This window comes from Brachyspira hampsonii (assembly GCF_002214805.1).
GTDB lineage: Bacteria > Spirochaetota > Brachyspiria > Brachyspirales > Brachyspiraceae > Brachyspira > Brachyspira hampsonii.
Genome location: NZ_CP019914.1, coordinates 2377621 through 2402006, shown reverse-complemented (window position 1 = coordinate 2402006; position 24386 = coordinate 2377621). Strand labels below are relative to the sequence as shown.

The following is a 24386-nucleotide window of genomic DNA, read 5'->3' as shown; positions in this document are numbered from 1 at the left end:
TTTATTATTTAAATATTAAAACATTTATTTATTCATATTATTGTATATAATGTTAACTAAAAATGAATAATTAGGAGTTTTATAATGGCAAATAAAGTTTGTATAATAACAGGTGCATCAAACGGAATAGGAAAAGAAATTGCATTATTATTTGCAAAAAACAACTGCGATATAGCATTTATTGATAAGGACAATGAAAACGGATTAAAGCTATATAAACAAATAAAAGATATCGGCAGAGAATGCTTATTTATAAATGATAATATTGATAATGAAAAATCTATAAAATCATTTACAGACAAAGTAATAGAAAAATTTGAAAATATAGATTATTTAATAAACAATGCATGCTATTCAAATAAAGGACTTTTAAGTAACTGCAGTTATGATGACTTTTTAGAGATTTTTAAAATCGGTGCTGCTGCCCCTTATGAAATAACAAAAAATTTAATGAATCACTTCAATGAAAAATCCTGCATAATAAATATTGCTTCTACAAGGGCTTTTATGTCGCAAAAAGACAGTGAAAGCTACAGTGCTGCTAAAGGAGCTATTATCTCTTTAACACATGCTATGGCAGTAAGTTTATCTCATAAAGTAAGAGTTAATTCTATTAGTCCGGGTTGGATTAATACTATTGATGATGCTTCATTCAGCAAGGAAGATATACTTCAGCATCCTAGTGCCAAAGTTGGAAAAACTTCTGATATAGCTAGTACTGCTTGGTTTCTTTGTAATAATGATTTTATAAATGGAGAAAATATTATTGTAGACGGTGGTATGACAAAACTTATGATATATCATAATGATGAGGGTTGGAAATTGGAAATTTAATTAAACGCACGGTTAATTAAATTTCATATATAAATAACATGTTATTATTAATGAACCTAGATATATAATTTCATTTTTCGTGCGGTGTATTCATTCTAAATTTAAAAAACTCTTGGGTGGACATCTAAAATTACAGAAAAAATTTTTAAAATAATATATAACAAAAATAACAGATAAATTCAAAAAGCCTATAGGGTGGGAATCAAAATAGGCAAAAAATCTATTTACATACCCCGCCCTTTATTCTTTGATGCCTATTTTTTAAATTCTAATTTTAATTAACTTCATAACTTACTTTGAAAAAGCATCCCCGCCCAAGTGATATTTAAATTTAGAAATTTATTTTAGATAATTAGACAATATAAGATATGCCCCATATTCAAATCTTTCATTAGCATTTTTAAATTTTATTTTAATACTGATTTCATCTGTAGTACTAGAACCATAATAAAGATTTGAAGTTTCTATAACAACAACAGCTTTATTATAGTAATCATATAAATAATAAAAATTTATAAATCCTCCCTCATCTGATTTATCCATACCTAATTTTAATGCAGCATTCTTAATACTTCCTGCAGTTACTTTGTCAGGTATTCTCTCAATTAAATCTTCTTTAGTTTCTGAAGATAATTGATTAAAAGGCTGAATTATATCATAATCTAAAAGCTGATTTTTCCATTTTTCTATTAATTCTTTATTAACTTCCATAGGACTCAATAAAGTTATTAAAGCATTATCTTCTATATTCATTTCTTCATCATCAGCATTGTTAAATGAACCGTCCTCCATATATCTAAAAGTGCTTAATAAATTATTATCTTTATCATATACACCCCAAATAAGCTTAACAGCAAATGCTCTCATAAAAGGATTATCAAAAAATATTTCTTTCCACTCATTTAATGTCCATTTTCTGCCGTCCATTAATACTAACAGCAAACGATCAGTTTGAGTTTTAAGCATTTTATTTATTTCACTTTTTAATTTTGTTAATTCTTTTTTAGGAGTTTGAGGAAAATCTTTCGGTAATGTTTTGTATTCTTTATTTTTTATTTCATCGAATATTGATATAGTAAAATCAGGCTTCAATGTTATTTTAAATTTTTTATTATCGCTTTCTATAATTCTAATCCCATTTCTATCAAAATCGAAATCCGGTATAATCCTATCAGCAAATTCCTCTTTACTTATACCCAATTTTTTAGTTATATCCTCTATAATAAATGAACATGTATTTTTGACACTAGCCTGCTTGAATTTCCTAGAAGCTTCATATACTAATGCTAAACCTTTTTTTGTACCGCTTAAAGCAATAGCCTCAAGCATAGAGCATGCCAATTTGAATCTTCCGCTTGCAATAGATACTGCCCTTTTGTATAAATTATCAAGCTGTATATTGTTTGCAAATATGCAGTAAGGATAAAGTATTGATTTCTTTTTATTATCCTCATTCCATAATTTATATACTTTTTCAAGAGCCTCATTTAAACTTTCACTATCTAAAGAATTACCTATCATATCAGCATTTCTTAATCTGTAAGCCTCTTTTATATCTAAGTATTCTCCTAAAATATATCTTATTACCTTACTTGTAACTTTACTGCTTTTATCTTTTATAAGTACATTTGATATTATAGAATCATCTATAAATGAAGTAGTTTTATCAAATTTTTTATTATAATTTTTTTCTACTATGTTATTAATCTCTTCTAATGAAAGCACTATAATAAACCTTTAAAATATTTTCATACAAAATATACTATTTATAAAATAAAATCAATAATCAAATTTTAATCTATTATCCTCTTTGAATTTTTTTCTTGACGGATTTCCTTCTGCTATATATACTTTTTTGTTTTTTATTGAATATATTGCCGACCAAACAGTATCAAAATTGAGTTTTCTATCATATTGGCATAAAAATCCATACTCTCCTGAAATAAGTTTTTTTGCAAAATTTAAATCATAATCATAATTTTTGAATGCATCTTCCATAGTTATATATCTTTCATTAGAATAAATATCATCTTCAATATTAGTATTATATTCTTTCATAGACTTGCTTACAAAATGATTTGATATAAACACATAATCATTTTTAATTATTTCTACTTTTTTGCAATTACATTCTATTAATGCAATACTTCCTTTTCTATCTGCCAATATTATATTCTGTGCAGATGAAATTGGAATATTTTTTAAAAACTCTAAAGCCTCATCAACAGTAGAGCATTTCTCTAAAATATATCTTATTATCATTCCGGCATTGAATCCGTAATCTATTTTTGTGGGATACACAAAAGTTAATGCTGCTGCAAGTCCTTTTTCATTTATACCATCTTCAATTTCTATAAATGCTGTAGTATTGCCAATAAATAAATAAGAACTATTTATTTTATAATACATACTGTCGCAATAATTTTTTATATCTTTTAAAAAATCACTGTTTTTGACAAGTATTATATCATTATCTGTTTTGAAAGCAAAAGAGGAACATTTATTATCAAAAGTAAAAGCATATATTGTAAATAAAAATTCGCATATATTTTTATAATCTATTTTTATATTATCATTTGTATTTAGTCCGTCGGATATTCCTTTTATTTCTTCTATTATTTCAGGAAAAAATTGATTGTATATTGGCATGCATTTATTAGCAAAATATTTTCTATCATTTGATATTTTAATTTTTTCTAATGGGTTAATATTATTTTTAGAAAGCAATTTACCATATTTAAATCCAGCTTCATAATGACTGCCCTTAAATCTTGAATGATACATTTTATATCTCCAATATAATTATAATATTTATACAAAGGCTAGCATAATAAAAATTTTAAGTAAATATGAATAAAAAATTTTTTTAAGTATTAAAAAATATAGTAAGGGGGCGGGTGGGCGGGCAGAATAAAACTATAAAAATATATAGATGCTTTTTTATTTAAACAAAAAAAGAGGAAGCTATTTTTTAACTCCCTCTCTTTGTTGGTATTTTTCAATAAATAATTAGTATCTTAGTATAAACAATCTTCAATATTTGTATTTAATCAGTATTTATCAGTCATCAAATTTCTGTCCCATTAACTGTCCGTTAGCAGAGATAAATAATTCCATAAAGTTATTTAATTTTACTTTGTAATTACCCCATTCTTTTTCTACATCTATAACAGCAGCCTGAGGATAAGTGTTTCTTATAGTGCTGGCTATATTAGCAGGTAAAGCAGAGAAAGGTACAGCATTATACTCACCGTCTATGCTATGCCAATCGCCATTGTATAAGAAATCTATTTTAGCACCATTAGATAATTTTACCTCAAATTTTCCGTCATCTCTTTCTACTTTCCATATTTGTACATTTGGATAAATTTGCTGTATGAAACTTCTAGCCCTCTGAGGAAGTGAAGAAGCTGGTACTACCAAATCAGCAAAAGCACTTGAAGTAGAAATTATAGTTAAAGTTATTAATAAAGCGAATAATTTTTTAGTCATAGTAAATCTCCTTTTGTTTTTATTTTTTATTGTTTTGCTATATGTAAATTATCTTTACAATTATAAGTATAGCCTAAATCGTATATTTGTCAATATAGTTTACATATAATTTACAAAAAATTTACTTAAAATATATATTTTATAGATTTTATAATACAAATACAACATATATACTTTTATAATCTGAATAAAGTAAAAAAAATTTACTTTTATAGATAATTAAATATAATATAAGCTTTTAAAAAACATTATTTAAATAAAATATTTGAATTTTCCATTGTATAGTATATATTCTATTAATATAAAAATTAATTTATAGGTGCTTATTATGTCAAATATTACAAATAATACGGAAGAAACAAAAGAACAAATAGAATTATTATCATGTGCTTTGGAGGGAGGCTGTTCTGCCAAAATTCCGCCTGATTTACTAGAAAAAACGCTTGCTCCTTTAATGCAGATAAAAACAGATTCAAATTTGCTTTCAGATGTTGATATAGGAGATGATGCAGGAGTTTATAAAATTTCAGATGATAATGCTTTAATATTTACAGTGGATTATTTTCCCCCTGTAATAGCAGATCCTTACGGATTTGGACAAATAGCTGCATGCAACTCTATAAGCGATATTTATGCTATGGGAGGAGAACCTAAATTAGCTTTAAATATTACTATGTTTCCAAAAGATGATTCTTTAAATATATTAGCTAATATGCTTAAGGGCGGACAGGATAAAGCAACAGAAGCCGGAGTATTAGTCGTAGGCGGGCATACAATAACAGATACAACAGTAAAATATGGAATGGCTGTTATTGGTTTTGCTAATCCAAATAAAATAACTACAAATTCAGCAGCTAAAGACGGAGATATTATAATATTTACTAAACCTCTTGGAACAGGGGCTTGCTTAGCTGCTATGAGACAAGGTCTTATCAAGGAATCTTATATAGAAGATGTTTTTGATTCTATGAAGACATTAAATAAAAAAGCCTGCTCTGTTATGAATAAATATAATGTTAAATGTGCTACTGATATTACAGGATTCGGACTCATAGGACATGCATACAAAATGGCTAAAGCAAGCAATGTAACTATAGAGCTTCAATCATCAGCATTGCCTATGTTTAATAAAAGCTATGAAGTACTTGATATGGGTTGTATACCGGGAGCTGCTTTTACTAATATGCGTTATGTAGGAGACAATATAAAAGTAGATGATAATGTTGATTATAATTTAAAAATGCTTTCTTTCGATCCTCAAACATCTGGCGGGCTATTTATATGTGCTGATAAAGATAATGCAGAAAATATATTAGCTGATTTATGGCGTGAAGGAATTGACTGTGCATGCATTATAGGAAAAGTGAAAAATAAAGAAAAAGAATATATACATCTAATAAAATAATTAGAATAATATTAATTAATAATTTTCATCATGATAAAAAAATAAATTTGTTTTTATTAATTATTATAGGCACAATATACATTAATAATAAAAAATAGGGCTTAACTTTATATATAAAGCCAAGCCCTTTCAAAATTCATTTATATAAATATTTTATCTATTATTTTTTTCTTCCTGAAGTTTTCTTAGCAGGTGTTTTTTTAGCTGCAGTTTTTTTAGAAGCTGTTACTTTAGAAGCTGTTTTTTTAGCAGATGCAGTTTTACTATCTGTTTTTTTCACAGTTGTTTTTTTACTATCTGCTTTTTTAGCAGCTGGTTTCTTAGCAGCAGCTTTTTTAGCTGGTTTATAGCTTATTATTCCCTGAGCAGCAGCAAGTCTAGCTATAGGAACTCTATAAGGCGAACAGCTTACATAGTTAAGACCTATACTATAACAGAACATAACTGTAGCAGGATCTCCTCCATGTTCACCGCATATACCAACAATAAGTTTTTTATTAGCAGCTCTTCCTTTAGTAACACCAATTCTCAAAAGCTCTCCTATACCTTCCTGATCCAATGATTGGAAAGGATCTTTTTCGTATATTTCTTTATTAACATAGTCTTTTAAGAATTTACCGGCATCATCTCTTGAGAAACCGCCTCCCATTTGAGTTAAGTCATTAGTACCGAATGAGAAGAACTCTGCTTCTGTAGCTATTTTATCAGCAACTAAGGCAGCTCTAGGAACTTCTATCATAGTACCAACTTTATAATCAACTTTAGAACCTTCTTTTTCAAATACTTCATCTGCTATTTTAATGATTCTGTCTTTAATGATTTTTAATTCTTTTAAAGTACCTACAAGAGGAATCATTATTTCAGGATGAACATCTACGCCATTTTTCTTAACTTTTACAGCAGCTTCAAGAATAGCCCTAGCCTGCATATCATAGATTTCAGGATAAGTAATACCAAGACGACAGCCTCTATGTCCAAGCATAGGGTTAAATTCATGTAAAGAATCTCTTATGGCTTTAAGTTTATCAAAAGGAACATTCATTTCACTAGAAAGCTCCTGCAATTGAGAATCTTCATGAGGAATGAATTCATGCAAAGGCGGATCAAGAAGTCTTATTGTTACAGGATATCCATTCATAGCGGTAAATATTCCGATAAAGTCTTCTCTTTGCATAGGAAGAATATTATCTAAAGCCTCATCATAAAGTTTTCTAGGCTCTCTGTATAAAGGCTCAAGTTCTTCTATAGTTTTCTTATCGCCAATTTTTTCAGCAGCTTCTAATTTTTCTTTTAACTGCTTAACTTCTTCTGCAACAAGTATAAGCTGTCTTACACTCTTAATTCTGTCAGCATTGAAGAACATATGCTCAGTTCTGCAAAGTCCGATACCTTCAGCACCGAATTTTCTAGCAATTTGTGCATCATTAGGAGTATCAGCATTAGTATGAACTTCAAATTTATTTTTTATTCTTATGTCATCAGCCCATTGCATAAGTTTTTTGAAGTCCTCTGACATTTCTGAATCTTTAGTAGCAACCTGTCCTAACATAACTTCGCCTGTAGAACCATCTATAGAAATATAATCGCCTTCATTAATTATATCATCACCTACTTTCATACATTTATTAGCGTAGTCTATTTCCAAAGCACTGCAGCCTGCAACACAGCATTTACCCATACCGCGTGCAACAACAGCAGCATGTGAAGTAGAACCGCCTCTAGCAGTTAATATACCTTCAGCAGCATTCATTCCCTTAATATCTTCAGGGCTAGTTTCTATACGAACAAGTACAACCTGTTCTCCTGCTTCTTTCATAGCTTCAGCTCTGTCAGCAGCAAATACTACTTTACCAACAGCAGCACCAGGAGAAGCATTTAAGCCTTTAGCAAGAACTTTGGCACCTTTCTTAGCAGCAGGATCGAACATTGGGTGAAGCAATTGATCCAAATCAGAAGGATTTACTCTCATTATAGCTTCTTCTTTAGATATTATTTTAGCCTCAGCAAGTTCAACCGCTATTCTTACAGCAGCAGCAGCAGTTCTTTTACCATTACGAGTTTGAAGCATATAAAGCTTGCCTTCCTGAATAGTAAATTCCATATCCTGCATATCACTGTAATATTTTTCTAATTGATTTTTATAGCTTACTAATTGTTTGTATACATTAGGCATAACTTCTTCAAGAGAAGGATACTTAGATTTTCTTTCTTCTTCGCTTATTGAGTTATTTTTAGCCCATTCTAAACTGCCTTCCAATGTAATTTCCTGAGGAGTTCTAATACCTGCAACAACATCTTCACCTTGAGCATTGATTAAGAACTCACCATAGAATTTATTTTCACCTGTAGAAGGATTACGAGAGAAACATACGCCTGTAGCGGAAGTATTTCCCATATTACCAAATACCATAGCCTGTACATTTACAGCAGTACCTAAAAGACCTCTTATGTCATTTAATTTTCTGTATGCTTCAGCTCTAGGGTTATTCCAACTCCTAAATACTGCATTAATAGCATGCCATAATTGCACTTTAGGATCTTCTGGGAATTCTTCTCCTTTATCCTCTTTATACATAGCTTTATATTTTTCTACTACTACTTTTAAATCTTCAACATCTAAATCTGTATCTTTAACATCTTTTTCAGCTTTTCCAACTTTAGGTGCTATATCTCTTTTTCTCTCATCTAATATCTCTTCAAACTTATCATGATCAACACCCATAGCAACATCACCGAACATCTGTATAAATCTTCTATAAGCATCCCAAGCAAATCTAGGATTATTAGTTTTTTCTACAAGACCTTCTACTACTTTTTCATTAATACCTAGATTAAGTATAGTATCCATCATACCAGGCATAGATATAGCAGCTCCTGAGCGAACTGAAACCAAAAGCGGCTGTTTTGGATTTCCGAACTGCATACCCATTGCTTTTTCCAGCTTCTTGATGTTTTCATCAACTATTTTTTCTAAGCCTTTAGGATATGACTTATTTTTTGAATAGTAATCACAAACTTCTGTAGTAATTGTAAAACCAGCAGGTACAGGTACTTTACTTTCTGTCATTTGTGCAAGTCCTAAACCTTTTCCGCCTAAAAGAGCTTTTGTTTCTTTAGCGCCTTCAGATTTACCATTACCAAAGAAGTAAACCATCTTTTTTGATGCCATAATAAACTCTCCTCTAAAATAAAATATTCATATAAATTTTAAGTCATTACTTATTATATAGTATAATGTTATTTTTCTTATTGTCAATTTTATTGTAAAAAATTCATCAATTTTTTTATATTTAACTTATTTTTAAAATAAATTAGGCTTTGCATTTATATAATTTTTTATTTCTGCATTTTTATACGATAACAAAAAAATATTTAAATTTTTTTTATATATTGTATAATGACTTCAAGTAAAAAAGGAAAGTTAAAATATGTTAAAGAAAATAAATATACTCTTTGCAGCATTATTAATAGCTATCAATGCTTACGGAGCAATAGTAATATCAACTTATAGAAAACCAAGAGAAATAAAATATAAATATAAAATGACTGAAAGAGGAAAAGTATTAATAGTACCTAAAAATATACTGTTTCAATTTAACAGCGGAGAATTAGATTTAAAAAAATACTTAAATACTGTTAAATATGTCGGAGATGTAAGCACAAGCACTAATATTATGATGATTATTGTAGAAGGTCATACAAGCACTGATGAATATAAAAAAATTACAAATGGATATGATAAAACAGATATATTATTCCTATATAATAGAAAAAATATTGATGATTTATCATATAATAGGTCTTATAATGTATATTTAGCGGTAACAAACGGCATTTTAAATAAATTTACTAATTACGGACTTCAGGATTTACTAAGCGAATATCAAAAAATTGAAGAAAATAGAAGAGTAGAATTTATTTTAATAGAAAACAGCAATGATATGAATGTATATACCAATTATATAAATAACTTGATAATGTCAAAATAATAACATTTTTTATAGGTGTAAATTATGCATGATAATAATAATAGAGAAAAACTTTCCAGCAGATTAGGTTTTTTATTAGTTTCGGCAGGATGTGCTATAGGACTTGGTAATGTATGGAGATTTCCCTATATCACAGGAAAGTACGGAGGGGCACTTTTTGTACTGCTTTATTTAATTTCACTTGTGATATTAGGACTTCCTATACTTGTAATGGAATTCGCTGTAGGAAGAGCCGGAAAAAGAGATTTAGCCGGTTCTTATAGAGCCTTACAAAAAAAAGGATGTAAATGGCATATAGTAGGATATATACAAATATTCGGATGTGTACTTCTTATGATGTTTTATACTACTGTGGCAGGCTGGTGTTTATCATACTGCTATTTTATGGCTATGGGAAAACTTCAGGGGCTTAATCCTCAGCAGGTAGTAGATTTTTTTAATTCAGTTCTTGCTTCTCCTTCTACTTTGATATTTTGGATGACTGTAACTGTTATAATAGCAACTTTCGTATGTATGAAGGGACTTGAAAATGGTGTTGAAAAGGTTACAAAAGTCATGATGACTCTTCTTCTTCTTGTTCTTTTTGTACTTATAATAAGAGCCGTTACGCTTCCTAATGCTAAAGAAGGACTGAAATTTTATTTACTTCCTGATACAAATAAAATGTTCAGCGGAGGTATAAAAGGATTCTTCTCTGTAGCTTATGCCGCTATAGGTCAGTCATTCTTTACTTTGAGTTTAGGAATAGGAGCTATGACTATATTCGGAAGCTATATTGATAAAGATTATTCCTTAACAGGTGAATCCGTTATGGTTATGGGGCTTGATACTTTAATAGCATTTCTTTCAGGACTTGTTATATTTCCTACAACATTTTCTTTCGGAATCAATCCCGGAGAAGGTGCAGGACTAGTATTTTTAACTTTACCTAATATATTTAATTCTATGGTTTTGGGAAGATTATGGGGAGCTTTATTCTTTTTATTCTTATCTATGGCAGCATTAACAACTATTATAGCCGTATTTGAAAACCTAATTGCATTTACCATGTCTGAAACTAAAATGCCTCGTAAAAAAACTACTATAATAGTGTCAGTTACTATATTTATATTGAGTCTGCCTACAGCTTTAGGATTTAATTTATTATCATTTATAAATCCGCTTGGTGAAGGAAGCACTATAGCTGACGGGCTTGATTTTCTTGTGAGCAACAATTTTCTTCCTTTAGGCGGTATAATAATACTAATATTCTGTACTAGAAATTTCGGCTGGGGCTGGGATAATTTTATAAAAGAAGCTGATACAGGCAAAGGAATCAAATTTCCTAAATGGGCTAGATTCTATGTATCATATATTCTGCCTTTTATAGTGCTTGCTATATTTGTGATAGATTATGTAAATAGATTTTTTATTTAAAAATTAAAATACATAAAAATAGTTTACTTATTCTCACAACGCACGTGAAGCCGGCTATAATAAAAAAGTCTGTTATAAATTCTAAACTTATCAATAAATAAAATTTTATTCACCGTGCGTTAAATTAAATTCTAAAATTTAATTTAATCTTGGGCGGGTGTGCTTTTACAGTTTAGGTTTTAAATATAAATAAAATTAACATTACAAATATGATTATAAAATTAAAAGGGCGGGGAATTATAATAAGCTATTTTGTCTAAGTTTTATAACTTATTTTAAAATTTTAATATATATTTTTGATATTTTATTATTAAACATATAAAAAATTGATAATTTATCATATAAAAATACCCATCTATATATTCTTGTATACAGATGAGTATTTTTTATATTAATTTTTTGATATATTTAATATTTTTGTTTTAAGTTCATTTTCTATATTTCTTAATTCTGCTTCAGCTGCTTTTCTTTTATCTCTGCCCTCTGTTTGTATTTTCATAACTTCATCTAAAGTAGATATAAGCTGCTGATTTGTATGTTTTAAGGTTTCAATATCAACTATTCCTCTCTCTGCTTCCTTAGCAGTTTCTATTGTAGAAGTTTTAAGCATTTCAGCATTCTTTCTCAATAATTCATTTGTAGTATCAGTAACAGCTCTTTGTGCTTTTGCAGCCTCATTAGAATGATGAAGTCCTATAGCCAAAACCATTTGATTCTTCCAAAGAGGTATTGTATTTGTTATTGTAGATTGAATTTTTTCTGTCATTATAACATTATTATTCTGCACCAAACGAATTTGCGGTATTGTTTGTATAGAAATTGTTTTTGTAAGCTCTAAATCATGTATTCTTTTTTCAAATCTATTAGCTAAATCTTTTACATCTCTAGCCATTTGTGCATCTTCAGTGGAATTGCTTGCCATAGCCTTTGCTTCTAAAGCAGGTATTTCATTAGTTGTTAATTGATTGAGTTTCTGTTTTCCTGCTTCTATATATATTTCTAATTCTTTTAAGTATTCTAAATTATAATTATACATTTGATCTAAAATACTTATATCTTTTAATAGATTTCTCTGATGTGCTTCTAAAGTTTTTACTATATTATCAATATTAGTTTCTACATTAGTATATTTAGTTTTTAATTTAGTAAGATTATTTGTAGCTTTCTTAAAAAATCCAAATATACCTTTTCCTTTAGTTTCATTTTCTATATCAAAACTTTTAAGCTCTGTTATAACATCAGTAATTGCATCTCCTACCTCGCCTAAATCTTTATTCATAACATTGCTTAAAGTATTTTCAGAAAATTGTACCATCTTATTTTGTGCCGCTGAACCATAAGACATTATAGAAACAGAATCCTTCAAATTAATATTATTTGACACTTCATTTATTTTTGCTAACTCTTCAGGAGTAAATTGCTTGCTTGAAATACTGTTCATATCATTAAGAACTTGCTGTGCTGCATTCTGAGTATTATAATTTTGAGTATTAATAGTATTCTGCATATTAGTAGGCATTGTATTTTGTACTAAAGGCTGAACATTAGGCTGAGTAAAATTCTGACCTTGCTCAATAGGCTGATTATTTACTGTATTTTGTCCTTGAATATTACTAAACTGTGAATTATTTAATTGATTTTCATTATTTTCCATAAAACTTTTCCTTATTATATATATTTTTTTTACTTTTTATTATAAACCATCTTTTTCAAGCATGTTTTTTAATACATCTATATCGCTATTTATATCAATTAATTTATTCTGATTCATCTCTACAAGCATTTTCTTCAATGCTTCATTTAATTTTATTATAACATCTTCTATTTCCTGTGCCGTTTTTTGCATATTTTCATTTTTTACAGGAAAATTACAGAAATCTATATATGAATCAAGCATTTTTATGGCTGTTGGAAGATGATATTCATTTATTTTTTCTAGTTTTTTTTCACCTTCTTTATTTACCTTAGAATAATCAGCCATTTCTTTTAATATACCTATCATTTCTTTCAATGCAGGAGTAAGTTCCGGATCATCTATTTTTTGAGCGAAATTGGCGATTTTATCTATATTTCTTTGAGTTTCTAAAATTATTAAACTGTCTTCATTTGAGTAGCTATCTTTTCTATGATTATTCTGATTATAATTATTTGGGTTATAACTATTTACATCATCTTCTCTGGGAAAATTCCTCTGTATATTTTGTCTCAATCTCTGAAAAATAAAATCATCTTCATCTCTTGCCATATATATCCTCTCAAATAAACTAAATTAATAAAACTATAATATATAATATAAAGTAAAATATATTTACGACCCTTTAGTATATATTATAATGAATAAACATAATATTGCAAGATATTGATTATTTTATTTCACTATAACATAATGAAGATATTCAAATGTTTTTGAATCTGAATTATATCTTTTATTATCTGCTTTAAACCTGCTGTATTCTTTTTTAAATACTCCATATTCGCCTTTAGCAGACATTATTTTTTTTATATCTTCCAATGACAATAAACCTTCATTATTATAGCTTAAAAATATGTATTTAGCATTAGATTTATTTATTAACTCTTCAAATGCATTATAAACATCATTTTTACTGCAGTATAATGATTTTATTCTGTCATCTCTAAGTCCTGTTTTTCCTTTTATTGCAGGATTATCATATTTAGCTATAGTTTCAAGTATATGATAATTATCAGAATATTGTCTTCTATTATACGGCGGATCTAAATACAAAATATCAGTTTTAATATTTTCCATTAATTTGTTGGCGTCTTCATTATACACTTTATGTTCTGTACCGCTTACAACAAACTCTGCAGGATAATAATAAAAAGTCTTTAAAGCTGTTTTTTTTATATCTTTTAAAAATGCTCCGTAAACTGAAGCCGTATTCGCACATTTATCTATGTTTTCCAATAAACTAGCAAGAAGAAAATAATATTCATTTTCATTGATTTTTTTATTACTGAACCATACTCCTATTTTCATTCTTACAGCATCACATTTAATAGCGTTTTCATCTGAAAAGTATATCCTTTCAAACTCCTTGCCTTTAGTTCCGCCCAAAGAATAATTATTGTAAATAAAACCCTCTTCATAATTTTTATAATCTATATTATTCAAATATTCGCATACAATTAAATACTTTTCCTCGACAGATACTTCTTTTAACTCCTTTATTTCTTCTTTTAAACCATCAAAATTTAAATATTTATTATTCTCTATATAATGTTTATTTAAAACATAACTGTAATACTGAATATCATTAGCTATTACAGAAAAATTTTTTGATTTAAAATACCTTCCGACAATGCCCGTACCTGCAAACAAATCGCAAAATAAAGAACAGTTATCATCTATTATTGAAAATATGCTTTCATATAAAAAATCTAATAATGATAATTTGCTTCCTATATAGTTCATCAGTTATACCCTTATATCCATTAACAATATACAAAACTTTAACATAAAAACTGTAATTTATAAATATAAAAAAATCTTGGGTGGGCATGCTTTTTTAAAATAAATTAAGAAAATAAAAAAGTTTCAATGTTTAATAAAAGTAAAAAATATAAAGGGCGGGGCATGTAAACAATTTTTTAAACTTATTATAACTTTATTTTATACATTATAATTTTTGATAATTAAAATATAAATTTTAGTATTCTAACAATTTTAATTTTTCAATATTTATTATATAATAGTTTTAGAATATTAAATAACTGAATATAAAAATACCTATAATACTATAACATTATATAGTATTTTACTGAACAAATTTTATTATAAGTAATAATAAAAAATAATTTTAAGGAGTGATGTTTATATGAATGAAGATATCTTATTTACAAGAAGAAGCATAAGAAAATATATTAAAGGCAAACAGGTTGAAGATGAAAAAATAGAATATATGCTAAGAGCAGCTATGTATGCCCCTTCTGCTAACAATAGAAGAAATTGGGAGTTTATAGTAGTAAAAAATAGGGAAACACTAGATAAAATTATGAACTTTCACCCTTATGCTAAAATGCTTGATACAGCTACTTTAGCTATAGTTGTATGCGGGGATTTATCCGATGAATCTGGTAAACTTTATTGGCAGCAAAACTGTTCTGCAGCTTTAGAAAATCTAATGCTTGCAGCAAAGGCTAAAGATTTAGGAAGTGTATGGATAGGCATTGCACCTCGCGAAGAGAGAATGAATGAAATTATAAACCTTTTTAATCTGCCTGAACATATAAAGCCTTTAGGACTTGTTGTTATAGGATATCCAGATGGAGAGCCTCAAATGCCTGATAGATTTGAACCAAATAAAATACATTATGAAAAGTATTGATTATTAATAATTAAAAATCAATTAATATAATATGATAAAAAATAAAAAAAATTAATTATTAGGAGATTATTTATGAAAAAACTTTTTATTATATTATTTATGATTTTTACTGTATCATACATCAATGAAAATTATGCTCAGAACAATACTAAAAAAGTTAATATAAGTTTTGACTATACAAAAAGACCTGGATTTGCAAGTAATCAAATAGCTGTTTGGGCTGAAGATAATAACGGTAATTATATAGCCACAATATATATTACAGATTTTACAGGCAGAAGAGAAGGCTGGAAAAAAAGACCTTTATCATTAAATAATTGGCAAAAAAAAGCTAATGCATCAAGAATAGATAAAAAAATAGTTGATGCAGTATCTAAATCCACACCTAAACAGGGAAAAGTTAATATAGTTTGGGATTGCAAAGATAATCAAGGAAATATTGTAAAAGATGGTGCTTATAGAATAGTTGTTGAAGCTACTATATATCAGGATAATAATGTGCTTTATACTTCTGTGATTAATATAGGAAATCAAGCTAATTCACAAAAAGCATCATCAAAATATTCAAAGCCTGAAGCTAAAAATATGGATATAATAAAAAATGTGAATGTAAGTTTTATACCTTAAATACTAGTTTATTATTTTATTGACATATATGTTACTATAGTATATATTAGTTTGGTTCCAAAACTATTTATAATTACGGAGACTAGGTATATTGTATTAGATTCTTTTTCGTAGGCATCTGAAAGGACTGCATATTTACATAATAGAAATAATAAGCTATACAATATATAAAACATTATTTTATAATTGATAATTACTAAATTTTTTATATATAATCTTGTCAAAGAATTTTGAAAAAAGTCTATTATTAATTGGAGATTTATGAAAATGAAAAAAACTATTAGCAGAATAATTATACATTTTAGTTTATTAATAATATCATCTTTATTTTTATACTCTTTATACTCAGAGGAATATGATACTAATTTCTATAAAAAACTTTTTGATGCAATGTTTACAAATAAAGATGAATTAAAAGAAATGGCAAAAGACCCTAAAGAATATATGGAAAACTTGCTAAAAAAGGAAGAAGAAAAAGCATTAAAAGAGAAAATGGAACTTTATAAAAAATATAATGTTATAGAAATAGATAGTTTAGAAGATGAATATCAAAGTACTGCAGAAGGTTATGGTGATTTAGAAGATGTTAAGAAGTTTATACAAAAATATGATATAAACGGAGTATATGACGGCTATACTTTGCTTTATACTTATTCAGGATATAGGGGCGAAACTGATATAATAGAGTTCTTAATTGAAAATAATGCTGATATTTATAAAAAATCTATTAATGGTAAAACGCCTCTTTACAGTGCTGTAGACGATTATTTTTATGATGCTGCTGAAGTTATTTTGAAACATTATAAAGACAATGATGATGTAAATGATGAGTTTTTGTTAGCTGTTAATAATGAAAATGAGTTTATATTAAAAAGTCTATTAAAAAAGAAATTTTTATTCTTTGGAAATAAATTCAAAATGAATTTAGACAAAGGGCTTGAAATAGCACTTGATAAAGGCAATAAAGATATAGCGGCTGAATTAGTTTTAAGCGGTGCTAAAACTGATAATTTTTTATATTATTTTAAATTGGTATTTGGTAAATATTTAATTCTTATAGCTATTATGATTGCTTTATTTGCTTCTTTTATTTATGTATATAAAAGAAGATATATTCCTAATATTTATGAAGAGAGTACAATGTTTATAACTTTTAAAGATAAAGTAAACAATATGTATATTTACTGTTATACTTATTATTCTTTCGGACTATTATCTACAATGCTGGGTTTTTTTGGAAATATATTTATAAATAATAATAAGCTAAAAGGATATTATAATATAAACAGTAGTTTAACGGGGAATTATATTGCTATTTATGATTTGTATGATAATAAAAAAAATGATAAGGAATATTTTAGCTGGTATGATGTTGACATAGAAGCAAATGAAAAAGCTATAATAAAATTCGATTGTTCTCTTTATGATTTTATAAAGAGTGATAAAAATGAAATTGAGTATATTGCGGAAATAGCTGACTCTAAAATTATGAATGGAGTTTTTGAAGTAAATAGAAATACTAATGTTAATGTAGAATATTCTAGATTAATGTTTAAAAAGGTTTCAAAAGGTAATCGTTTTATAGGAATGCTTTCCTATTTCTTTAATCTATATCATTTCAATATAAAGAATAAAGATAAAATTAATGCATATATAAACGGAGATAATAAATCGTATTCTGATGAAAAAAATGAATTGGAGATAAATGTTGAACAGATTTTAAAGAAACATGAGAGTATGTCATTAAACGATATTAAAACTAAATATTATGATAGACTTAAAGATTTTTATAATGTTAATAATATAGTATATTTAGATGATAAGACAATATGTGTATATAAAAGATTTGCTAAAATAGAAACTAATAATAATCTTACAGTAAATAATATATCTCTCATAATTGATTTAGATAATGAAAAATTAATAAGTCCTTATTTTAAAGATTTTGTTAATAATGCTGATGAGATATTAAAAAGATATAATAGTAATTTTTCTAATAATATAGGCAATTTAATTTTTCTTATAACTGAAGCTGGTATTATATTGATGAAAGATAAAGGGCATAAAAAAATATTTATTCCTTTAGATGATATAAAAGAACATGTTAATAAAGAGCATTATTTGTCCTATTTATTTGATTAAATTTTTACAAATAAAAATATTAATAACTTATTGCTTATATTTTTTACTATTGGAAAACTAATAATGAGGAGTTATGAGTTATATGATAGAATTAATAATTATAGCTGGAGTGATATTGGCAGCTGTTGTCTTTATTGGTATACTTACAAATGATGCTAAAAATAATCCTGTTAAATTTTATAAAAATGATTTTTTTATGCTTAAAGATAAAATAAACAATATATATGTTTATATTTATGAATATAAAAAAAATGATATTGAAAGTTATAATTATTTATATAAAAATTACTCTAACAATAAAGGAAGAATATATATAAATAATAATAATGAATTTATTATAAATGAGGCTAATGTAAAATCTGAAAAAATAGAAGTTTATAATTATTATGATAGATATAACAATAATTTGATAAGCACTTTTGCTGAAATAAAATTCAAAACAAAATTAAATGATACATCAGAATCAAAAATAGAATATATTATTGAGTTTGATCCTTATACAAATGTTATAGATTCTACTGCAGATAAACTTAAAAACACTTTTAGAGAGACTGTAAAAATAGAAGGTGTTTTTGAAATCATAAGAAAGCCTGAGGCAGAAGTAATAAGTTTGTATAATTCAGAAATATCACCATTAAAGAAAGCTGAGGAAAGATTCGTTTATAATGTATTTAATTTTAATTATTTTTTTATAAATGGAAAAGAAAAAATCAATTCATTTATTAATGGAGCTGAAGAGTTTTCAGATGAGTTTGTTAAAGAAAAAATAGAAGAAAATAATAGTATAATTGGATCGTATGTAAAAGAATATTATAAAAAAGATTGGCAGTCATTATTTGATGATAGCGTCTTATCTTATATAAGTGATTATAATAATATTTATAATGAACTTAAAGAGTTTAAAAGTTTTAATATATTATACTATGATGATAAAATAATATGTATATATAAAAGATTTTCAAAATTAGAAGATATTAATCTTGCCGAAATAAATAATCTCTTTGCTATATTTGAGTTAGACAGTCAAATATTAATAAGCTCTTATCTTAAAGACTTGGTAAAAGATCCTGAAGAATTATTGAAAAAACATAATGTCAACAGTGATTTTTATTCTAATATAGATAATTTAGTTTTCGGTATAACTGATTCATTTATTATAATAATGAAAGAAAAAGGATATGGAAAAATATTTATTGATAATAAGAATATAAAAGATTATATAAAGAAAGATAATTATTTGGCTTATTTATTTAATTAATTTATAAATGAAAATTTGATTTTGTTTTAATTATTATTTATACTATTAGTAAGTAATTGTTAAGGAATAATTATGACAGTTAAAGAAGAATTAATAAATATTATAGACAGTATGCCTGAAGAAAGTTTAACAAAAATCATTGATATAATAAAAGAACAGCAGTATCTTGATGAAGCTATAGATATGGAAACTAATGGAAAAGTTATAGTTAAGACTTTAGAAGAACTTGAAGAGCTTGAAAAATGAAAATAGTTTTTAATGAAAGAGCTTGGCAGGAATATATCTTCTGGGTATCTAATGATAAAACAATTGTAAAGAAAATTAATGAACTTATTAAGGATATTATTATAGATCCATATTCTGGTATAGGTAAGCCTGAAAAATTCAAATATGATAAAAAAGATTTATATTCAAGAAGAATTAATTTAGAGCATAGATTAGTTTATCATATAGAAAATGATAACTTAATAATAACATCTTGCAAATATCATTATAGTAAAGAATAATTATTATTTAGTATGATTTAATACTATATTTTATAAAATAAATATATTTTCTAATGAAGCCTAGTAAAGAATATCGAATATTTTTATACATGAACAAATTTTTTATTGACATAATTAAAAAATGTATTTATAATCCTATACCATAGGAGGTTATATGATATGAAGGGTAGAATTTTAAAATTTTCATTCTTTTTATTAATTTCAAGTTTTTTATTAATTAATATTTCATGTTCTAAGAAAACAGAAGAAAACACAAATATCCCTGAAGACCTATATGGGCAATATTTTATGTCAGCTGATGAAACATATATGAAATCAGTTTATGTAATTGTAGGTTATGATGGGTTAGAAATTGATTATCCTAATGATGAATCTACAATAGAAGTTGTAAAAAAGTGTGCGGATGTTATACTAGAAAGCGACAGAGCTGTAAAAGGAGCTATAGGAAATGATGATTTATCAAAAGTATCAGATAATCATTATAAAACTATATCTACAAATGATGCTCATATGGAGTTTAAATTTAATAATGGAGTACTTGAAATGTCTGTTTATGAAGGCACGCAGAAGCTTAAATCAATTAATTTGCCTAAATTAGGAAAAAAATATTGAGAAATATCTTAATATGAATAAAATTATAATTAGATGCTATAAGGAGGTTATATGAAAAATCGTATTTTAAAATTTTTATTCGCTTTATTAGTTCCAAGTTTTTTAGTAATGAATTTATCCGCATATCCTAAAGAATCAGGTGTAATATCTCCTAAATGGTACGGCACTTATGTTGGAGACCCTAATAATTCTGAAGAGAAAATAAGAAAAATGATTGTAACAGTAGGTTCTGAAGGTATAAGAATTATGATAAGTGGAGAAAATTATGAAGGCGGTATGCTAAATGAAAACTTATTAAAAGTGTCAGATAATTATTATAAAACTGCAGATGAAGACGGCAATTATGCAGAATTTAAATTTACTGATACATCACTTGAACTTATTTATAATATTAGCGGAGAAGAACCCATTATAATCAATGTAATAAAACAAAAAAAATAATTTTTACAGCGATAAACGATTATATTATTAAGCAAGTTTATCGCTGGCAATAATAAAAGGCGAGCATAACAATTAACAAGCGAGCATAACAATAATAGGAGTTATTTATGGATATTGAACTTATCATAGGTATTTTAGTTTTTATTGTATTTCTGGGTCCTCTGGTATTATATCTTAATATTGGTAAAATTCTACCGTCGCTAAAGAAATGGTATTCTAAAAATAAAATATGGTTAAATGAAAAAGAATTATTTATGCTGAAAGATAAAATAAATAATATATATATTAATTGCTATAAAATTAAATATGATGAACATTATTATTCATATGGGGCATCCTGCCGTAAGCTGAGAGATGTATCTCCTTCATTAGATTTCGATTTGTGGGCACATGAATATTTTGACTCTTTTTCAGGGCAAATATTTATAAATAACAGCGATGAATTAATTATTCGTGAAACTAGTCCGTTATACATAGATCAAATTATAGTTTATTATGATTATGATGTTAAATATTTTAAAGAAATATATTTCAAACAAAATCATTCAGCTATACAAGAGAGAGATAAATTTGAGTCAAAAGAAGGAATAAGAGATAAATTGACAAGAATAACATTCAGAAAAGAATTAGATTATGAAAAAGCATCAAAAATTGAATATACTATGGATATTGAAAATAAAAGAATAGAAGGAGTTTTTGAAGTTATTAGAAAGCCTGAAATAGAAATAAAAGAATTTTTTCTTCCAATTGAACAGATAGATTCCTATGATACAGCTTGGTCTGACATGAATAACATGATAACTAATTATTTGTTTAATTTCAATTTTCCTTTTATTGAGGGAAAAGAAAGAATAAATAAGGCTATCAGCGGAGCTTATAATTATGATGAAAAATTCAAACAAGAAAAAGGAAAAGAGCTTGAAGAGAAATTGAACCATAAAGATGAGCTTTTAGAAGATAAATTCTGTCTTGATGATAAAACTTGTATTGCATATTATAATAAACTTAGTAATTTTAGATGCCTTGATATATTATACTATGATGATGAAGTAATATGCATATACAAAAGAACTGTAGAAGTAGAAGCACCTAAAGAAATTATATTAAAAAATCATTCTCTTATATTTGAATTAGAAAGCGAAAGAAGTATAAGTTCTTATTTAAGAGATTTAGTTGCTGATAGTAAGGAATTATTATCTAATTATGAACTTACTGATAATTTTTATAATAATATAGATAATGTAATATTTCTTTTAACAGATACAGGAATTATAGTAATGCCTGAATACCCAAATATGGAGCTTAATGATAGAGATATGAATTTAGAAAATACTGCAGAAAGAATATTTATAGCTACAGATCATTTAAAAAATTATCTAAATGAAAGTCATTACTTATTTAAATTTTTTAATAGGAGATAATTAATTTTTATATTTTGTATTTGCATTTTTTGCAACTTTGACGAAGTCCGCAGAGCGAAGGCGGGAAAAAGTTGAAAAAATATAAAAATTGACAAACTTAAAAATTGTCAGTATATATTAAGTAAGTTTATCGCTATGAGCATAATAATTAATAAGCTAGCCGAAGCCTTTCCCACAGGGATACAGACGTGTAACTTAATTTATTAAGTCAAACCTTTAGGCGAACCAAGTAGGCACACTTCGTGTGGGCTAACATAACAATAAAAAATAATTTTTAAAGCAATAAACGAGCAACTGACAACTTTAGTTGGCAGATCATATTAAGCTGAGGCCAACATAGCAACTAACAAGCGAGCCGAAGCCTTTGACTTAATTTATTAAGTCAAACCTTTAGGCGAAGGCGAGCATAACAATGATAGGAGTTATTTATGATATCATTTGGAATATTGGAACCATTAAGACTTTTTCTTATTAGTGACTATTTTTGGCCTATTTTGTTTGGATCGATTGCCATTTTTCTAGCTGTAATTTTTACAATTGAGAAGAAAGCAAAAAAATGGTATGCTAAAAATAAAATATTGGTATATGAAAAAAGTTTTTTTATGCTGAAAGATAGAGTAAATAATATATATATTAATTGCTATAAATATAAAGATAATAATTATGATGAATGGTACAGAAAATATCGCGGTAAAATTAAGTATGTACTTAAATCAAAATTTGATAATTTTGCACGTGAATATTTTGCTTCTTTTACAGGTCAAATGTTTATAAATAGCGAAAATAAATTAATGATTCGTGAAACTAATGAATTAAATAATAATCAAATTAATGTTTACCGTGATTATGATATGGCTTATTTTGAAAGACTAGAGGAAAAGCAATTTAAATACGATGATCCTTATAAAAATTCATGGAAAGAATCACGTAAATTTGGCGGTTGGAGTTCAAAAGAAAACAATAGAGAAATTTTATTAAAGATAAAATTCAAAAGAGAATTCGATTATGAAAGAACATCAGAAATTGAATATACTATGGATATTGAAGGAGGAAAAGTAGAAGGAGTTTTTGAGGTTATTAGAAAGCCTGAAATGGAAATAAGAGAGTTTTATATTCCAGTAGAACAGACTACTTTTACTGATGATAAATATTCAGCTTATCTTGGTATGGACGAAGTAAGAAAAATGCTTACTAATTATTTATTTAATTTCAATTATCCTTTTATTAGAGGCAAAGAAAGAATAAATACGGCTATCAGCGGGGCTTATTATTTTGATGAAAATTTTAAAGAAGAAAAAGGAAGAGAGCTTGAAGAAGAATTAAAAAATAAAGAATTTATTATAGAAAAATTCCATCACTATGACCAAAACAAAGCCTATTATGCTGATAAAATTGGTATTATATATTATAAGAAACTTAAAGACTTCAGATGCTTTGACATATTATACTATGATGATGAATTAATATGTATATACAAAAGAACTGTAAAAGCAGATGAAAGAAGCGATGAAGCTATAGTAAAAAATCATTCTTTTATATTTGAATTAAACGGAGAAAAAAGTGTAAGTTCTTATTTAAGAGATTTAGTTATTGATAGTAAAGAGTTATTATCTAATTATGTAGTTGGCGAATATTTTTATGAGAATATGGATAATTTAATATTTCTTTTAACATATACAGGAATTATAGTAATGCCTGAATACACAAATCTAATTCTTAGCGATGAAGATTATGATTTAGAAAATGCACATGAAAAAATTGCAAATAGAATATTTATTTCATCAAATGATTTAAAAAATTATCTAAATAGAAGTCATTCTTTATTTAGTTTTTTTGATAGACAATAATTGTTTTTATAATTGATTTTTATATAATGCTGAGGGTATAATTTAAA

At 26.5% G+C, this 24386-nt stretch carries 21 protein-coding genes; 14 read left to right on the top strand and 7 right to left on the bottom strand.

What is annotated here, in order from left to right; translation table 11 throughout:
* Positions 1 to 84: 84 nt before the first annotated feature.
* Positions 85 to 834 (top strand): SDR family oxidoreductase, encoded by a 750-nt coding sequence (locus tag BHAMNSH16_RS10575; protein WP_008727686.1) that lies wholly within the window; start codon positions 85 to 87, stop codon positions 832 to 834.
* Between the two features lie 339 nt (positions 835 to 1173).
* Here BHAMNSH16_RS10575 and BHAMNSH16_RS10570 read toward each other — a convergent pair whose 3' ends face one another.
* The 3 genes from BHAMNSH16_RS10570 to BHAMNSH16_RS10560 form a co-directional block, all read right to left on the bottom strand.
* Positions 1174 to 2565 carry a DUF4132 domain-containing protein gene (locus tag BHAMNSH16_RS10570; protein ID WP_039954057.1) on the bottom strand — a complete coding sequence of 464 codons (1392 nt, stop codon included), beginning with the start codon at positions 2563 to 2565 and terminating at the stop codon, positions 1174 to 1176.
* Between the two features lie 48 nt (positions 2566 to 2613).
* Positions 2614 to 3618, bottom strand: coding sequence for a C45 family autoproteolytic acyltransferase/hydrolase (locus tag BHAMNSH16_RS10565; RefSeq protein WP_069732025.1), 1005 nt, complete (start codon positions 3616 to 3618; stop codon positions 2614 to 2616).
* Positions 3619 to 3894: 276 nt separating this feature from the next.
* Positions 3895 to 4326 carry a PepSY-like domain-containing protein gene (locus BHAMNSH16_RS10560; protein WP_008730691.1) on the bottom strand — a complete coding sequence of 144 codons (432 nt, stop codon included), beginning with the start codon at positions 4324 to 4326 and terminating at the stop codon, positions 3895 to 3897.
* Between the two features lie 328 nt (positions 4327 to 4654).
* Here BHAMNSH16_RS10560 and selD point away from each other — a divergent pair, with 328 nt between their 5' ends.
* Positions 4655 to 5731: a selenide, water dikinase SelD gene (gene selD, locus BHAMNSH16_RS10555; protein ID WP_008730689.1), complete on the top strand. Its 1077-nt coding sequence runs from the start codon at positions 4655 to 4657 to the stop codon at positions 5729 to 5731.
* 160 nt (positions 5732 to 5891) lie between these two features.
* On the opposite strand, the gene ppdK is transcribed toward selD, so the two are convergent.
* Entirely contained in the window at positions 5892 to 8900 is a 3009-nt protein-coding gene (gene ppdK, locus BHAMNSH16_RS10550) for a pyruvate, phosphate dikinase (protein ID WP_008730688.1), read from the bottom strand.
* A gap of 259 nt (positions 8901 to 9159) precedes the next feature.
* Here ppdK and BHAMNSH16_RS10545 point away from each other — a divergent pair, with 259 nt between their 5' ends.
* Positions 9160 to 9720, top strand: coding sequence for an OmpA family protein (locus tag BHAMNSH16_RS10545; protein WP_008730687.1), 561 nt, complete (start codon positions 9160 to 9162; stop codon positions 9718 to 9720).
* Between the two features lie 24 nt (positions 9721 to 9744).
* The gene (locus BHAMNSH16_RS10540) at positions 9745 to 11136 is read left to right on the top strand and encodes a sodium-dependent transporter (protein ID WP_008730686.1); all 1392 of its coding nucleotides are present in this window, start codon (positions 9745 to 9747) and stop codon (positions 11134 to 11136) included.
* Between the two features lie 391 nt (positions 11137 to 11527).
* On the opposite strand, the gene BHAMNSH16_RS10535 is transcribed toward BHAMNSH16_RS10540, so the two are convergent.
* The 3 genes from BHAMNSH16_RS10535 to BHAMNSH16_RS10525 form a co-directional block, all read right to left on the bottom strand.
* A complete protein-coding gene (locus BHAMNSH16_RS10535) occupies positions 11528 to 12790 on the bottom strand; it encodes a toxic anion resistance protein (protein ID WP_008730685.1) in 1263 nt (420 codons plus the stop codon).
* Between the two features lie 39 nt (positions 12791 to 12829).
* Positions 12830 to 13381, bottom strand: a complete 552-nt coding sequence (locus BHAMNSH16_RS10530) for a 5-bromo-4-chloroindolyl phosphate hydrolysis family protein (RefSeq protein WP_069731867.1) — start codon at positions 13379 to 13381, stop codon at positions 12830 to 12832.
* A 123-nt stretch (positions 13382 to 13504) separates the two neighbouring features.
* The gene (locus BHAMNSH16_RS10525) at positions 13505 to 14572 is read right to left on the bottom strand and encodes a DNA adenine methylase (RefSeq protein WP_069731866.1); all 1068 of its coding nucleotides are present in this window, start codon (positions 14570 to 14572) and stop codon (positions 13505 to 13507) included.
* A gap of 403 nt (positions 14573 to 14975) precedes the next feature.
* Between BHAMNSH16_RS10525 and BHAMNSH16_RS10520 the strand changes: the two genes are divergently transcribed.
* The 10 genes from BHAMNSH16_RS10520 (at position 14976) to BHAMNSH16_RS10480 (ending at position 24339) form a co-directional block, all read left to right on the top strand.
* Entirely contained in the window at positions 14976 to 15485 is a 510-nt protein-coding gene (locus BHAMNSH16_RS10520) for a nitroreductase family protein (protein WP_008728028.1), read from the top strand.
* 72 nt (positions 15486 to 15557) lie between these two features.
* Positions 15558 to 16112 (top strand): DUF2271 domain-containing protein, encoded by a 555-nt coding sequence (locus tag BHAMNSH16_RS10515; protein WP_069731865.1) that lies wholly within the window; start codon positions 15558 to 15560, stop codon positions 16110 to 16112.
* 267 nt (positions 16113 to 16379) lie between these two features.
* A complete protein-coding gene (locus BHAMNSH16_RS10510) occupies positions 16380 to 18254 on the top strand; it encodes an ankyrin repeat domain-containing protein (protein ID WP_083250064.1) in 1875 nt (624 codons plus the stop codon).
* 82 nt (positions 18255 to 18336) lie between these two features.
* Positions 18337 to 19512 carry a hypothetical protein gene (locus tag BHAMNSH16_RS10505; RefSeq protein WP_069731863.1) on the top strand — a complete coding sequence of 392 codons (1176 nt, stop codon included), beginning with the start codon at positions 18337 to 18339 and terminating at the stop codon, positions 19510 to 19512.
* Between the two features lie 72 nt (positions 19513 to 19584).
* Positions 19585 to 19758: a hypothetical protein gene (locus BHAMNSH16_RS14335; RefSeq protein WP_008729269.1), complete on the top strand. Its 174-nt coding sequence runs from the start codon at positions 19585 to 19587 to the stop codon at positions 19756 to 19758.
* Positions 19755 to 20018, top strand: a complete 264-nt coding sequence (locus BHAMNSH16_RS10500) for a Txe/YoeB family addiction module toxin (protein WP_008729268.1) — start codon at positions 19755 to 19757, stop codon at positions 20016 to 20018. Before BHAMNSH16_RS14335 ends, BHAMNSH16_RS10500 begins: the two co-directional genes overlap by 4 nt.
* A gap of 159 nt (positions 20019 to 20177) precedes the next feature.
* A complete protein-coding gene (locus BHAMNSH16_RS10495; protein WP_008729267.1) occupies positions 20178 to 20630 on the top strand; it encodes a hypothetical protein in 453 nt (150 codons plus the stop codon).
* Between the two features lie 51 nt (positions 20631 to 20681).
* The gene (locus BHAMNSH16_RS10490) at positions 20682 to 21071 is read left to right on the top strand and encodes a hypothetical protein (RefSeq protein WP_008729266.1); all 390 of its coding nucleotides are present in this window, start codon (positions 20682 to 20684) and stop codon (positions 21069 to 21071) included.
* Between the two features lie 107 nt (positions 21072 to 21178).
* Positions 21179 to 22492 carry a hypothetical protein gene (locus BHAMNSH16_RS10485; RefSeq protein ID WP_008729264.1) on the top strand — a complete coding sequence of 438 codons (1314 nt, stop codon included), beginning with the start codon at positions 21179 to 21181 and terminating at the stop codon, positions 22490 to 22492.
* Between the two features lie 428 nt (positions 22493 to 22920).
* Complete coding sequence (locus BHAMNSH16_RS10480) at positions 22921 to 24339, top strand: hypothetical protein (RefSeq protein ID WP_069731862.1); 1419 nt, start codon at positions 22921 to 22923, stop codon at positions 24337 to 24339.
* Positions 24340 to 24386: the final 47 nt, after the last annotated feature.